General features: G+C 69.8%; 15 protein-coding genes. 10 read left to right on the top strand and 5 right to left on the bottom strand.

All coding sequences use genetic code 11. The features are described 5' to 3' along the window. Positions 1–113: 113 nt before the first annotated feature. From ACQG07_RS08230 to ACQG07_RS08220, 3 genes are read right to left on the bottom strand one after another with little or no spacing between them, the layout of a single operon-like run. Positions 114–818, bottom strand: coding sequence for a MerR family transcriptional regulator (locus tag ACQG07_RS08230; RefSeq protein WP_079706024.1), 705 nt, complete (start codon positions 816–818; stop codon positions 114–116). Beyond that, the gene (locus ACQG07_RS08225) at positions 818–1,339 is read right to left on the bottom strand and encodes an FHA domain-containing protein (protein ID WP_086473205.1); all 522 of its coding nucleotides are present in this window, start codon (positions 1,337–1,339) and stop codon (positions 818–820) included. Before ACQG07_RS08225 ends, ACQG07_RS08230 begins: the two co-directional genes overlap by 1 nt. Beyond that, the gene (locus tag ACQG07_RS08220) at positions 1,332–2,030 is read right to left on the bottom strand and encodes a CDP-alcohol phosphatidyltransferase family protein (protein ID WP_426738005.1); all 699 of its coding nucleotides are present in this window, start codon (positions 2,028–2,030) and stop codon (positions 1,332–1,334) included. The genes ACQG07_RS08225 and ACQG07_RS08220 overlap by 8 nt, the downstream gene beginning before the upstream one ends. Before the next feature lie 38 nt (positions 2,031–2,068). Here ACQG07_RS08220 and ACQG07_RS08215 point away from each other — a divergent pair, with 38 nt between their 5' ends. The 3 genes from ACQG07_RS08215 (at position 2,069) to ACQG07_RS08205 (ending at position 3,851) form a co-directional block, all read left to right on the top strand. Continuing rightward, complete coding sequence (locus ACQG07_RS08215) at positions 2,069–2,440, top strand: RNA-binding S4 domain-containing protein (RefSeq protein ID WP_426738004.1); 372 nt, start codon at positions 2,069–2,071, stop codon at positions 2,438–2,440. 97 nt (positions 2,441–2,537) lie between these two features. Continuing rightward, positions 2,538–2,993 carry a VanZ family protein gene (locus tag ACQG07_RS08210; protein ID WP_159878882.1) on the top strand — a complete coding sequence of 152 codons (456 nt, stop codon included), beginning with the start codon at positions 2,538–2,540 and terminating at the stop codon, positions 2,991–2,993. Between the two features lie 111 nt (positions 2,994–3,104). After that, positions 3,105–3,851, top strand: a complete 747-nt coding sequence (locus ACQG07_RS08205; protein ID WP_082916274.1) for a GTP pyrophosphokinase — start codon at positions 3,105–3,107, stop codon at positions 3,849–3,851. Here ACQG07_RS08205 and ACQG07_RS08200 read toward each other — a convergent pair. Next, complete coding sequence (locus tag ACQG07_RS08200) at positions 3,848–4,312, bottom strand: GNAT family N-acetyltransferase (protein WP_086473201.1); 465 nt, start codon at positions 4,310–4,312, stop codon at positions 3,848–3,850. The two genes, ACQG07_RS08205 and ACQG07_RS08200, sit on opposite strands and share 4 nt — an antisense overlap. A gap of 150 nt (positions 4,313–4,462) precedes the next feature. Between ACQG07_RS08200 and ACQG07_RS08195 the strand changes: the two genes are divergently transcribed. From ACQG07_RS08195 to ACQG07_RS08165, 7 genes are all read left to right on the top strand, one after another. Continuing rightward, positions 4,463–5,227 (top strand): DUF1684 domain-containing protein, encoded by a 765-nt coding sequence (locus ACQG07_RS08195; protein WP_079706031.1) that lies wholly within the window; start codon positions 4,463–4,465, stop codon positions 5,225–5,227. Between the two features lie 57 nt (positions 5,228–5,284). After that, positions 5,285–6,778 carry an ABC transporter substrate-binding protein gene (locus ACQG07_RS08190; protein WP_191941141.1) on the top strand — a complete coding sequence of 498 codons (1,494 nt, stop codon included), beginning with the start codon at positions 5,285–5,287 and terminating at the stop codon, positions 6,776–6,778. 62 nt (positions 6,779–6,840) lie between these two features. After that, a complete protein-coding gene (locus ACQG07_RS08185) occupies positions 6,841–7,809 on the top strand; it encodes an ABC transporter permease (RefSeq protein ID WP_079706032.1) in 969 nt (322 codons plus the stop codon). Next, complete coding sequence (locus ACQG07_RS08180; protein ID WP_079706033.1) at positions 7,806–8,672, top strand: ABC transporter permease; 867 nt, start codon at positions 7,806–7,808, stop codon at positions 8,670–8,672. Before ACQG07_RS08185 ends, ACQG07_RS08180 begins: the two co-directional genes overlap by 4 nt. Then, entirely contained in the window at positions 8,669–9,490 is an 822-nt protein-coding gene (locus tag ACQG07_RS08175; RefSeq protein WP_079706034.1) for an ATP-binding cassette domain-containing protein, read from the top strand. Before ACQG07_RS08180 ends, ACQG07_RS08175 begins: the two co-directional genes overlap by 4 nt. Further along, positions 9,487–10,269, top strand: a complete 783-nt coding sequence (locus ACQG07_RS08170) for an ABC transporter ATP-binding protein (protein WP_079706035.1) — start codon at positions 9,487–9,489, stop codon at positions 10,267–10,269. The genes ACQG07_RS08175 and ACQG07_RS08170 overlap by 4 nt, the downstream gene beginning before the upstream one ends. A gap of 114 nt (positions 10,270–10,383) precedes the next feature. Next, positions 10,384–11,886: an MFS transporter gene (locus tag ACQG07_RS08165; protein WP_079706036.1), complete on the top strand. Its 1,503-nt coding sequence runs from the start codon at positions 10,384–10,386 to the stop codon at positions 11,884–11,886. 7 nt (positions 11,887–11,893) lie between these two features. Here ACQG07_RS08165 and ACQG07_RS08160 read toward each other — a convergent pair whose 3' ends face one another. Next, positions 11,894–14,077: a RecQ family ATP-dependent DNA helicase gene (locus ACQG07_RS08160; protein WP_191941145.1), complete on the bottom strand. Its 2,184-nt coding sequence runs from the start codon at positions 14,075–14,077 to the stop codon at positions 11,894–11,896. Positions 14,078–14,142 lie beyond the last annotated feature (65 nt).

Genomic DNA, 14,142 nt, shown 5'->3' with positions numbered 1-14,142 from the left:
CCGCCCCGGTCAACGCTGCGACATCCGTTCGAAACGGACGGCGTGTCGTGACGAGTGATCGAACTGTGACCTGGCCGTGATGGATGAGGGCAGTCTACGCCCTGGGAGGTCGATCAGGAGGATTGGTGTCGCTCGAGTGCCGAGCGGACGAGGTTCGACCGCACACCCTCGAGCTGTGCGGCGATCTCCAGCGCCCGGTCGGCGGTACGTGCCCGGCCGGCGGCATCGTTCCGCTTGGCGACGGCGCTCAACGCGCTCTCGATGAGCCCGACTTCGCGCTCGATCGAGGCGCGGAACCCGCGGAGGTGCCGTGGTTCGATGCCGGAGCGCTGCAGCTCCACGAGGATCCGCAGGAGGGACGCGACGTCCTCGCCGTAGTTCTCGGCGGGCAGGATCAGCGACGCGCTCACGGCGTCGTTGAAGAGCATCGGGGTCGCGCCGGCTTCGCGGATCAGCTCGTTCCGCGAGAATCTGCGGACCCCGGGGTGGATCGACGGCGCGCCGACGGCTTGCCCACTGCCAGGGAACAGCGGCGATCGTCCCGCGTCGACCTCGACGAGGTAGGTGCGGATGACCTTGAGGGGGAAGTAGTGGTCTCGCTGCATCGACAGGATCAGCCGCAGGCGTTCGAGGTCATCGCTCGAGAACTTCCGGTAGCCCGACTTCGTCCGTGCCGGGGACACCAGCCCCTGCTCCTCGAGGAACCGGAGCTTCGAATTGCTCAGCTCGGGGAACTCCGGAGTGAGTCGTGCGAGGACCTGCCCGATGCTCAGCAGCGGAGCGCCGTCGCTTCGCGCGTTCGCGCTGGCTGCCGCCACTAGCTTCCCAGCTGGGAGGCGAGGTCGATCCGCGACGCGTAGAAGGTGAGGCGGAACTTGCCGATCTGCACCTCGGCGGCATCGCGCAGGATCGCCTTGTCGATGCGGACACCGTCGAAGTACGTGCCGTTCAGGGAGTTGAGATCGCGGATCTCGAACGCGGTCCCGTGACGGTGGAACTCGGTGTGCCGACGCGACACCGTGACGTCGTCGAGGAAGATGTCGGCCTCGGGGTGACGTCCGACGGTGGTGACGTCGGCGTCGAGGAGGAACCGCGCACCGGCGTTCGGACCACGACGGACGATCAGCAGCGCGGAACCGGACGGCAAGGCCGCGATCGCCTCGTGCTCCTCAGCGGTGACGTCGGAGTCGATCGCCGCGAGGGCCGCTCCGAGGTCTTCACCGAAGGTGAGTGTCGTGTCGACTTCCCGATCGCCCGAGCCGCTCGTCGGGGCACCGTCATCGACAGCTCCCGGCGTGTACGCCCCGGTCGCGGGATACTTCTCATCGTGCTCAGCCACCGTCGACCTCCTCTCCGTCAAGCGTATCCGATGTGGCGTCACTGTCGAGCCGCCCGGTCGAGGGTGATCCGTCGGATCGGGCCCGTTCCCGCTGCTTCGAACGGGCATCCCCCGAGATGCGCACGGTCTGCAGCAGGTAGAGGATGCCGGCCCACCAGTAGAGCGTCGCTCCGGCGATCACCGACACCCAACCGAGCGGCGTCGCGATCATCGCGACGGCTGGGAACGCCTGACCGAGCATGAGGACCGGGAGCCCGATGAACAGGAGTGCCGTGCCCCACTTCCCCACGCGGATGACCGGGAGCACGCCCGTACCGGACCGGTGCAGGACGACGGCGAGCCCGACGAGCAGCAGGTCGCGGGCGAAGACGACGAAGAGCAACCACCACGGGATGAGTCCGCGGGCCGCGAGACCGATCAACGCTGCGAGGATGTAGAGGCGATCGGCGGCCGGATCGAGTTGTCGACCGAGCTTCGTCATCTGGTCGAACCGTCGCGCGATCCACCCGTCGAGGAGGTCGGTGACGCCCGAGAACGCGAGCGTCGCGAGAGCCAACAGGTCCTGCCCCTGCACGAGGAGGATCAGGAAGACCGGGACGAGGAGGATCCGGAAGACGCTGAGCGCATTGGGGAGGGTGACGACGCGGTCTTCACCGGTCCGTCGAACCCCGCGCCCCGCCCCGTCAGTCACGGGTCGAGTCTACCGATGGGCTGCTCTACCATCGGAGGATGGACAGCCCGTCGAGCGTGCGCGTCGACGCATGGATCTGGGCGGTGCGGCTGACGAAGACCCGCTCGGCCGGCGCGACCGCCTGCCGAGCCGGCCACGTCCGGGTCAACGGCGAGCGGGCGAAGCCGGCACAGGCCGTCAGGATCGGCGACGAGGTCCGACTCCGCGTGGCGGGCTTCGACCGGGTCGTGGAGGTCCGACGCCTCATCGCGAAACGGGTCGGGGCGGACGTCGCGACGGAATGTCTCATCGACCGCTCTCCCCCGCTGCCGACGCCGGCGGAACGGCAGGTCGTGGCCGTCCGAGACCGGGGCGCCGGTCGACCGACGAAGCGTGAACGACGCGACATCGAGCGGTTGCGAGGGCGCTGACGCGCTGCTGACGACCCGACCGGCCTCATCGGCGACGCATCGTCCCCGTCCAGGGAACACTCAAGCGCCGCCAAGGTGGCTCGGGCATGCTGGGCCGATGTTCCGCCGCCATCCCGTGCTCAGCACCCTCACCGTGGTGTACCTCGCGCTCGTGGCGGCCATCACCCTCGGCCCACGGCCCTTCGACGGCCGGACCGAGTCCCTCGTGTACCGACTCGTCGACCTCCTCGCCCGGTGGGAGTCGACGGCGTGGGTCACTTACGAGCGCCTCGAATTCGGAGCGAACATCGCCATGTTCGTCCCGATCGGCGTCTTCTTCCTGCTCCTGCTCGGACGGCGGCGCTGGTGGCTCGCCATCCTCGTCGCAGCCGCGCTGACGGTCGGCATCGAGGCCGCGCAACTCGCGATCCCCGGACGCGTGAGCGATCCCCGCGACCTCCTCGCGAACACGTCCGGGGCCGTCGCCGGGGTCGTCCTCGGCCTGATGCTGACCGCCGGGCGCGCCCGCCGGCTCCAGGCCTCGTCACGTCGCCGCGCGGCCCTGCAGCACTGAACTGCTCGCGACGGTCCTGATTCACAGGAGGCTGAGAGGCGTTCCAAGGCCGCTTCAGTAGAGTGCGAGCGGGCCGTCGGCCCGTCGGAGACAGAGCTGGAGCGCACGCCCATGACCGGACCAACGTCGTCGGACAACCTTGAGGAGCTGAAGCGCCTCAAGGACGAGTTCACGCGGTTCATGATGCTGTACAAGTTCGGCATCGACGAGATCACCACGAAGCTCAACATCCTCAAGGAGGAGTTCACGCAGATCCACGACTACAACCCGATCGAGCACATCAGCTCGCGGTTGAAGTCGCCGGAGAGCATCATCGGCAAGATCGAACGCAAGCAGTACGGGCAGGACATCGACGACATCCGCGAACACATCACGGACATCGCGGGCATCCGCGTCACCTGCAGCTTCATCTCCGACACGTACAAGGTGTTCGAACTCCTGACGAGCCAGCAGGACATCACCGTGGTGAAGGTCAAGGACTACATCGCGAACCCGAAGCCGAACGGGTACCAGAGCCTCCACGTGATCGTCGAGGTTCCGGTGTTCATGTCCGACGGCGTCGTGCAGGTGCCCGTCGAGATCCAGTTCCGGACGATCGCCATGGACTTCTGGGCGAGCCTCGAACACAAGATCTACTACAAGTACGACAAGGCCGTGCCGGACAGCCTGCTCGCCGAGCTCAAGCACGCCGCTGAGGCTGCCTCCAGGCTCGACGCGAAGATGGAGCACCTCCACGGTGAGGTCCTCGCGCTCGACCGGGCGACGACCTCGCGGACCACCGCCGACGGGCACCCGAAGCCTCCGTCACTCGCCGACCGGGTCATGACCGAGCTGATCGACGGGCTGGACCCGCGTTAGAGCGCCTTGCGCATCTGCACGGCCATCGTCTCGTAGCCGAGCGACTCGTACAGGCCGCGCGCGATCCGGTTGAATCCGAAGACGTTCAGCCCGAGCGTCTTCGCGCCCTGCTCCTTGGCCGCCGTCTCGGCGAGCTGCATGGCCTGCCGGCCGAGCCCACGCCCGCGGAACGACTCGTCGATCTCCACGTCCCAGACCCACCACTCGTCCGGGTGGCTCGTGCTCCGCGGTCCGATCCAGAGCACGCCGACTGCGGCTTCGTCGAGGACCACCTCGAAGACGAGGTGTCCGACCTGGAGCCGGCCGGCCGGGAACGTCTCGGCGAGGGACTGTGCAGCCTTCGCCGTCGCCTCTGCCTCGGTCTCCCCCGCCTCGATGCGTTCGAGGCGGTACTGCGCGTTCGCGGCGAGCATCCACCCCCGCAGTCGATCGGCGGGCATGCGGACGAGCGTGGCGTTCATGAGGACATCCTCCCAGACCGTCGCGACCCGGTCGCTCGCCGTCCCGCGCAGGGTCGTCGCCGGGCTCGGGAATAGTTCCCGCCCGAAACGAGCTGGACTCCGAAGGACACACGATTGGGACCCGCCCGCCGTCATCCGGAGAATCGAGACATGCCGATCCACACCGCCCCGCAGCCGAACGCGATCGCCGAGCACGACGCCTGGCGCGAGGAGCGTCGAGCCGCCGTGACCGCGCCGCTCGGCAACCTCGCCCTCGTCGAGACGCGGTGGCTCGCGGAGGAGACGCCGGCCACCGTCGATGCAGCCGCAGCCGCCATCGCCGCCGAGCAGCCGAGCGGCGTCACGGTGACGACGCTCCGCCGCACCCACCTCGACACGGGCCAGGACGAGGTCGGCATCCGCCGATGGGACGCGAACGCACCCGCCATCCGCGCGTTCGACGGCATCGAGGTCTTCCCGTACGACCCCGCCTGGGTCCAGACGGCGCGGTTCACGCCCGTCGACGGCTCGCGGACCGTCCCGTTCGAGCACATCCGAGACAACGGCGGATCACGGGAGCTCGTCGTCCCCGGCGACATCGTGTTCACGCGGGACGGCGTCGAGTACACGATGAGCGCCTTCGACGACGGCGGCACGCTCCTCCTCGTGTTCGGCGACGCGACGAACGGGCGCGATGACGAGTCGGGCACCTACGGCGCCGGCCGGTTCCTGTTCGTGCAGCGGACCGACGACGGCGGCTTCGGCACGGCGGGCGAGGTCGTCCTCGACTTCAACCGCGCGTTCGTGCCGCCCTGCGGCTTCTCCGTGCAGTACAACTGTCCGATGCCGCCGCCGCAGAACCGGTTCGCCGGAGACGTCCTCGCCGGAGAACGGATCGTCCGGTTTCGCGAAGGCTTCGACCTCTACGCCGTCTGACCCCCAGCACCCCACAGCCTGCACCAGCATCATCACCCCCACACCACAGGAGTATCCGTGAAGAGAACCATCGGGCTCGTCGCCCTGTCCGTCGCCGCCGCCGTCGCCCTCGCCGGCTGCGCCGGTGGTGGTGGCAGTTCGGCGACGGGCGACGACGCGACCATCGCCGTCGGCTCGCTCTACGAGCCGCAGAACCTCAGCAACACCGGCGGCGGCGGCCAAGGCGTCACGGAGGCCTTCACCGGCAACGTGTACGAGGGCCTGTACCGCCTCACGGACGACGGCGAGGTCGAACCGGTGCTCGCCGCCGACAGCACGGTGAGCGACGACGGCCTGACGTACACCTTCACCCTCAAGGACGGCGTCACCTTCCACTCCGGCGACCCGCTCACCTCGGCGGACGTGAAGTCGAGCATCGAGGCCGTGACCGCCGAGGACTCGCAGTCGGCACGGAAGAGCAGCTTCGCGGTGATCTCCGGCATCGCGACCCCCGACGACAAGACCGTCGTCATCACCCTCTCCGAGCGCTCCATCTCCTTCATCTACAACCTGAGCTACGTCTGGATCGTCAACGACGCGGCGAAGGACCTCAAGACCACCGAGGACGGCACGGGTCCGTACACGCTCGGCGACTGGAAGCGCGGCAGCACCCTGAGCCTCGAGCGCTGGGACGACTACTGGGGTGAGCCCGCCAAGAACGCGGAGGTGGTCTTCACCTACTTCACCGACGCGACCGCGCTCAGCAATGCGCTCGTCACGAAGCAGATCGACATCATCACGAGCGTGCAGAGCCCCGACCAGCTGAGCCAGTTCACCGACAACGCGGACTACGTCGTCTCCGACGGCGACTCCACGACGAAGGAGCTGCTCGCCTTCAACGACCGGGTCGCCCCGTTCGACCAGGCGCTCGTCCGCAAGGCCGTGTACTCGGCGATCGACACCAAGAAGCTGCTCTCGTCGATCTGGGGCGACTACGGCACGCTCATCGGGTCGATGGTCCCGCCGACGGACCCCTGGTACGAGGACCTCACGCAGGTGAACCCGTACGACCCCGAGCTCGCCAAGCAGCAGCTCGCCGAAGCGGGCTTCGCCGACGGCTTCACCTTCACCCTCGACACCCCGAGCTACGACCCGCACCCGGCCGTCGCCGAGTTCCTCCAGAGTGAACTCGCGAAGGTCGGCATCACGGTCGAGATCAACACGATCAGCGCGGACGAGTGGTACTCGAAGGTGTTCAAGGAACGCGACTTCCAGGCGACCCTCCAGGAGCACGTGAACGACCGCGACGTCGTCTGGTACGGCAACCCGGACTTCTACTGGGGCTACGACAACCCCGAGGTGACCCAGTGGGTGTCGGAGGCCGAGCAGGCGACGACCACCGAGGAGCAGACGGCGAAGCTGAAGCTCGTCAACGAGCAGATCGCCGAGGACGCGGCGAGCGTGTGGCTCTACCTCTACCCGCAGATCGTCGTCGCCGCGAGCGACGTCTCGGGGTACGGCGTCAACGGCCTGAACTCGCAGTTCTTCGTGGCGGACATCGTCCGCAAGTAGTCGTCGCCCGGGCCGACCGGCACCGCCCGGTCGGCCCGGGCCTCGCTACGCTGAGGTCCACCATGCTCGCTTACCTGCTGCGCCGATCCGCGTTCCTCGTGGTGTCGTTCCTCGTCGCCATGACGGTGCTGTTCGTGCTGCTCCGGCTGCTGCCGGGCGACCCGTCGAACGCCCTGCTCTCGGTGAACGCCACGCAGGAGCAGATCGACGCGGCGCGCGAGCAGGTGGGAGCCGACCGGCCGCTCGGCGAGCAGTTCGCCGCCTGGTTCGGCGGCGTCCTCACCCTCGACCTCGGTTCCTCGTTCGTGAGCTCGCTCCCGGTCGGACCCGAGATCGCGTCGCGCCTCCAGGTCACCGTGCCGCTGACGCTCCTCGCGTTCCTCCTCGCCGTGGTGCTCGCCCTCGTGGCCGGTGTCGTGTCCGCACTCCGGGCCGACCGCTGGTACGGCATCGCGTTGTCCGGCCTCTCGCAGCTCGGGATCGCCGTGCCGGTGTTCTGGGTCGGCATCCTGCTCGTCAGCGTGTTCGCGGTGACGCTCCGACTGTTCCCGTCCGGCGGCTTCCCTCGCGACGACTGGGCAGATCCTGCCGCGGCACTCACGAGCCTCGCCCTCCCGGTCATCACCATCGCCATCGTCATGAGTGCGTCCATCACCCGATACGTCCGTTCCGCCACGCTCGACGTGGTCGGGAGCGACTATCTGCGCTCCGCACGGGCGCAGGGAGCCGGCTTCGGTGAGGCCCTGCTCCGACACGGTGCCCGGAACGCCGCGGTGCCCGTCGTGGCGATCCTCGGCATCGAGCTCGCCACCACCTTCCTCGGCGCCGTCGTGGTCGAGAGCGTCTTCAGCCTGCCCGGCCTCGGGTCGATGCTCCTGACGGCGATCCAGCAGCACGACTACCCGAACATCCAGGGCATCCTCCTCGTCTCGACCCTCGTCGTCCTCCTGACGGGTTTCGTCGCCGACATCGCGCAGCGGCTCATCGATCCGCGTCTGCGCACTTCGATCTCGGGGAACGGGCTCCGATGAGCGCCGTCGACGCCCGGACCGCGCTCGCCGACCGACGCCCGGTGCGGCGCCGCGCCCGGTCCGCGACGCTGACCGTCGGACTCGTCCTCGTCGGCGTCATCGCCGTCCTGGCGGCCGTCTCGCTCGTGTGGTTGCCCTTCGCCCCCACGGACACATCCGGCGGTCGTCTCGAAGGCCCGACCGGCACCCACTGGCTCGGTACGGACAAGCTCGGTCGCGATTTGATGACCCAGCTCATGATCGGTGCGCGCATCGCGCTCGCGACCGGGGCGGGGGCCGTCGCGGTCGGCGCGGTCATCGGTATCGCCGTGGGACTCGCTGCGGCCTTCGCGTCGGCCTGGCTGGACGACACGATCTCCGCCGCGCTCGACGTCGTGATCGCCTTCCCGGTGCTCCTGCTCGCCATGCTCATCGTGGCAGCCCAGGGCGCGTCACTCGGCACCGCCATCATCGCGATCGGACTCGCCATGTCGGCCATCGTGGCCCGCCTGACCCGGATCCTCACGAAGCGGGTCCTCAGCGAGCAGTACGTGGTCGCGGCCAGGACTGCCGGGACGAGCTGGGCCGGTGTCATCGGCCAGCATGTGCTCCCGAACATCTGGCCCACCCTGAGCGTCAACCTCGCGCTGCAGTTCGGCATCGCCGTCCTCGCCGAAGCGAGCCTGTCGTACCTCGGCCTCGGCGCGCCACCGCCGAACGCCTCCTGGGGACGCCTGCTGCAGGAGGCCCAGGCCACCGTCACGACGGCACCGGTCGGCGCGATCGCTCCGGGTGTCGCCGTGGTGATGCTCGTGGTGGGCGTGAACTTCATCGCGGACGGCCTGCGGGACCTCGGCGATCCGACGAGGAGGCGCGGCGCATGAGCGATCTCCTCGACATCTCCGGACTGACCATCACCCGAGGCGTCCGGCGCGGTGCTCCCGACGGCGCTGACCAGCCGCTCCTCGACGGGCTGGACCTGACCATCGCCGCCGGGGGTCGCCTCGGACTCATCGGCGGTTCCGGGTCCGGGAAGTCCTTGACCTCCCTCGCGGTGATCGGGCTGCTCGGCGAACAGCTGAGCGCGAGCGGCAGCGTCGAACTGGCCGGCACCCAGGTGATCGGTGCCCCGGACCGCGCGCTGCGGCCACTCCGCGGTCGGGTTGCCGGACTCGTCTTCCAGGAGCCGCTGACCGCACTCGACCCGCTCATGCGGGTCGGCGCCCAGCTCGCCGAGCCCCTGCGTCGCCATCTGGGACTCCGGGGCGAACGGCTCAAGGAGGCCGTCGAAGCAGCCCTCGTCGAGGTATCCCTCACCGACACTGCGCGCATCGCCGCCTCCTACCCCCACGAGCTGTCCGGCGGGCAGCGGCAGCGCATCGCGATCGCCATCGCGCTCGCCGGTCGCCCGCAGCTCCTCATCGCGGACGAGCCGACGACGGCGCTCGACGTGACCGTCCAGGCGGAGGTGCTCGCGCTCATCGACCGGCTCGTCCGGGAACGCGGCATGGCGCTCCTGTTCATCAGTCACGACCTCGCCGTCGTGTCGACCATGGTCGACGAGGTCGTCGTGCTGAGCGAGGGTCGGGCCGTGGAACGCGGCGCGGTGGCGCAGGTGCTGACGGCACCGCAGCACGAGGACACCCGTCGTCTGGTCACCAGCGCACGCGCGCTCGACGACGCGCTGGAGGACCCACGATGACCGATGCACCGATCACGACGACGCCGATCCTCGAGCTGGATGCGGTCGGTTTCCGGTACCGCGGCGGTCAGGAGGCCCTGGCCGACGTGTCGCTGGCCGTCGGCGCAGGAGAGGCCGTCGGGATCGTCGGTCAGTCCGGCGCCGGTAAGAGCACCCTCCTCCGGCTGCTGCTCGGCCTCGACCGGCCGACCACGGGCTCGGTCCGGTTCGACGGTGGCGCACTGGACCCCCGCGATCGGACACGGGTCCGTCGGTTCCGCGCATCGGTGCAGGCCGTCTTCCAGGATCCGTACTCCTCGCTCGATCCTCGGCAGCGCATCGGGCGCATCGTTGCCGAACCGCTGCGATCCCTCCGTCTGGCGACCACCGAGCAGGCGACCGTCCGCGCGACCGAGGCACTCGAGGCGGTGGGACTGCCCGCCGACGCGGCGTCGCGGTTCCCGCACGAGTTCTCGGGCGGCCAGCGGCAGCGGATCGCCATCGCCCGCGCGATCGTCCCGAACCCCCGGCTCCTCCTCGCCGACGAGCCCGTCAGTGCCCTCGACATGAGCACCCGGATCCAGATCATCGAGCTCCTCGCCGAGCTGCGGGCCTCGAACGGTCTGGCGCTCGTGATGGTCTCGCACGACCTCGGCACGGTGGCCGCGCTGTGTGAACGCACGATGGTCCTCCGACACGGGCAGGTCGTCGAGGCCGGCGCCACCGCGCAGGTCCTCCACGATCCCGCCGAGGCCTACACGAAGCAGCTCATCGCGGCGATCCCCCGCCTCCCGCGCTGAGTCGACGACGAGGCCGACGCCATCGGCCCGGCCGAGCCGGGAATACGGCGCCGGCGGACGGTGTTCGACTCCGAGTGGCCTCGGCCGCATCGACTCTCCACAGGAACAGGACCCGTGACGCAGGATTCAGCGCAGCCCGACGACCACGACGAGGACCAGCCTGGGGCCGAGCGCCCCTGGCTCAGCGACGAGGAGCGGGCGGCACTCCGCAAACCACTTCCGGAGCGGGCGGTCGTCACGAGCCTCGCGTTCACCGGTCTCGTCGCGGCGTTCATGATGACGCTCGTCACCCCACTCGTGCCGACGCTTCCCACGATCCTCGGCGTGCACGCCTCCGACAGCATGTGGGTCGTGACGGCCACGCTCCTGTCGGCCGCGGTCGCGACCCCGATCGCCGGTCGGCTCGGCGACCTCTACGGCAAACGACGGATGGTGCTCATCCTGCTCGGGATCATGATGGCCGGATCGGTGCTCGCCGCCTTCTCGTCCACGATCGTCCCGCTCATCGTCGCCCGTGCCCTCCAGGGGATGGCGATGGGCGTGATCCCGCTCGGCATCAGCATCCTGCGCGACGTGCTCCACGCGAAGCGGCTCGGCCCCGCGGTCGCGCTCGTGAGTGCCACCCTCGGCATCGGTGGTGCCGTCGGTCTCCCGATCTCCGCCGTGATCTCGCAGTACCTGGACTGGCATGTGCTGTTCTGGGTCGCGGGTGCACTCGGGCTCATCGGCTTCGTCCTCGTCGCGCGCTTCGTCCCGGTGAGCACCCTCCGGAGCGAAGGCGGTTTCGACTGGATCGGCGCGATCGGTCTCGCCGCCGGCCTCGTCCCGATCCTCCTCGCCGTCTCGAAAGGCAACGAGTGGGGTTGGACGAGCGTCGGGACCCTCAGCTGCTTGATCGGCGGCGTCGTCGTGCTCCTGCTCTGGGGGTGGTTCGAGGTACGGTCCTCCAGCCCGCTCGTCGACCTGCGCATCGCCGCCAGGCGGACGGTGCTCTTCACGAACCTCGCATCCATCACGGTCGGCTTCGCCTTCTTCGGCAGCACGGTCGTCCTCCCGGGCATCCTCGAGGCGCCGGTCGGCACCGGGGTCGGTCTCGGGCAGAACATGCTCATCGCGAGCCTCTGCCTCATGCCCAGCGGTCTCATCATGTGGGCGATGTCGCCGGTCGCCGCTCGACTGACCGCGGCCAAGGGCGCCCGGTTGAGCCTGCTGATCGGCATCACGATCATCGCGGTCGGCTACGCGATCGCGATCGGACTCATGACCGAGGTCTGGCACACCGTGCTCACAGCCACCGCGGTCGGCTTCGGGGTGGGGTTCGCCTACGCCGCCATGCCGACGCTCATCATGGGTGCCGTCCCGCCCAGCGAGACGGCGGCGTCCAACGGACTCAACTCCGTGATGCGGACGCTCGGTTCCACGATCGCGAGTGCGGTAATCGGCGCCATCCTGGCCTCCCAGGTCGTCACCGACGGAGCTGTCACGACACCCAGTGCGGACGCATTCCGTCTGAGCTTCGCGATCTGCGCTGCAGCAGCCGTCGTCGGACTCGTCTGCACGATCCTGCTGCCGCGGCACCTGGCCAAGGACACCCGCTCCAGCCTCCACGAGGGCTGATGGGCGATCAGCCCACGATCCCGAGCGCGAACGGGAGGACCGGGCCGGATCCGGCGCGGCGGAGCGCGCGACCGGCGACGGTGAGCGTCCACCGACTGTCGGCCCGGTCGTCGACGAGCAGGACCGGCGCGCCCTCGAGCGCTGCGAGCTGCGCCCGGAGTTCGGATCCGACGGTGAAGGCGTCCCAGACGCCCGCCAGACGGTAGGCGCTGTTGCCGCCGGGACCACCGCGCGGGCCGTCGCCGACGAGGTCGAGCTCCCCGAGGTACGGCAGTCGCCCGAGCGACGCGATGCCCCTCGCCACCGAGTCGACGAGCTGCGGACGCGACCGTGACGGCACACTGACCACGGCGGCCGGCCGTTGCGTCCACGGCCAATCCGCCAGGACGCGGACACTCGCGTCGATGACCGCGCGCGAGGCGGGAGCGTCGGGTGCACCCGCGGCGAAGAGCTCACGCAGCACACCACCCCAGCCGAGGTCGGTGAGCCGAGCGAGCGCGCGCCCGGCCTCGAGGCGGTCGTCGAGCGCAATGCGTCCCTTCACCGCTGCGCCGTCGGCGGTGACGCCGAGGCGGTCGGCTCCCGTGGGCCACTGCGCCCGCGGTTCGAGCTCCACGCCGACCCGACCGAGCGCTTCCGACGCGGAGGCGGCCGCCGCACTGTCGAGTTCGGTGGGGAACCACGGCCCGGCGCAGCGGTCGCACCGGCCACAGGGCACCGCGCTCGCGTCGTCGAGCTCGCGTTGCAGCACGAGCATCCTGCACTCGTCGCCCCGCTCGTAAGCCAGCATCGCCTGTTGCTCCGCCACCCTGGCCTCGGCGATCCGCCGGTACCGCTCCCGGTCGTAGACCCACGGCTGCCCGGTCGACACCCATCCCCCGGCCACCCGCTGCACCGCGCCGTCGACGTCGAGCACCTTGAGAAGGAGTTCGAGGGGTGTGCGACGCAGGTTGACGAGCGCCTCGAGCGCGGGCGTGGACCGCGGCTGACTGTCGAGTGCGTCGAGCACCGCGGTGGCCCGCGCTTCGTCCGGCATCGACGCGGTCGCGAAGTACTGCCAGATCTCCTCGTCCTCCGCCCCGGGCAGGAGCAGGACGTCGGCATGCTCGGTGGCGCGGCCGGCGCGACCGACCTGCTGGTAGTACGCGACCGGCGAGGACGGAGCGCCGAGATGCACGACGAACCCGAGGTCCGGTTTATCGAACCCCATGCCGAGCGCGCTCGTCGCGACCAGCGCCTTCAAGCGGTTCTCCTTGAGGAGCCGCTCCGACTCCTCGCGTTCATCGGGATCGGTCCGGCCCGTGTAGGCCCGGACCTCGTGACCGGCCTCGCGCAGCAGCCGCGCGGTGTCCTCCGCGGCGGACACCGTGAGCGTGTAGATGATGCCGGACCCGGTGAGCCCGCCGAGGTGGCTGAGCAGCCAGGTGAGGCGGTCCCGGGACTCCGGCAGCCGGAGCACGCCGAGCCGGAGGGACGCCCTCGCGAGCGAGCCGCGGATGGTGAGCACCTCGGCTCCGTGGGAGCCTGCGGCGCCGGGTGCGGTGAGCTGCTCGGCGATGTCGCGGACGACGCGTGCGTTGGCCGTCGCGGTGGTCGCCAGGACCGGGACCTCGGCCGGGAGGCGTCCGATCAGTTCGGCGAGCCGCCGGTAATCGGGTCGGAAGTCGTGTCCCCAGTCGGAGATGCAGTGCGCCTCGTCCACCACCAGCATGCCCGTGCGGGCCACGAGAGTCGGGAGCTGTTCATCGCGGAAGCGTGGATTGTTGAGCCGCTCGGGTGACACGAGCAGGACGTCGACCTCGTCGGCCTCCAGGCGCGCCCGGACGTCGTCCCATTCGTGTGCGTTCGCCGAGTTGATCGCCACCGCGCGCACGCCGGCGCGCTCGGCGGCCGCCACCTGGTCGCGCATGAGCGCGAGCAACGGCGAGACCAGCAGCGTCGGCCCGGCGCCCCGTCGGCGCAGGAGTGCGGTCGCGATGAAGTAGACGGCGGACTTGCCCCAACCGGTGCGCTGGACGACGAGCGCACGACGATGTTCGTCGACGAGCGCGAGGATCGCTTCGAGTTGACCGTCGTGGAACGTGGCCCCCGGAACGCCCGTGAGTGCGGCGAGCGCCGCCGTCGCCTCGGCGACCGATCCGGTGGGGGTCGGTTCGGGGTGGGCGGGGGTGGGCGCGCTGGGGTGGGACATGCGGCAAGTCTGTCAGGAGCTGCTGACGGTGGACTGCGTCGGCGTCTCGGAGGGGCGGTGTCCCG

It is taken from the genome of Plantibacter sp. 2H11-2, from assembly GCF_050031945.1.
Lineage (GTDB): Bacteria > Actinomycetota > Actinomycetes > Actinomycetales > Microbacteriaceae > Plantibacter > Plantibacter auratus.
Note: the sequence above shows the minus strand (reverse complement) of the source record. Positions and strands in the feature narration are given on the sequence as shown.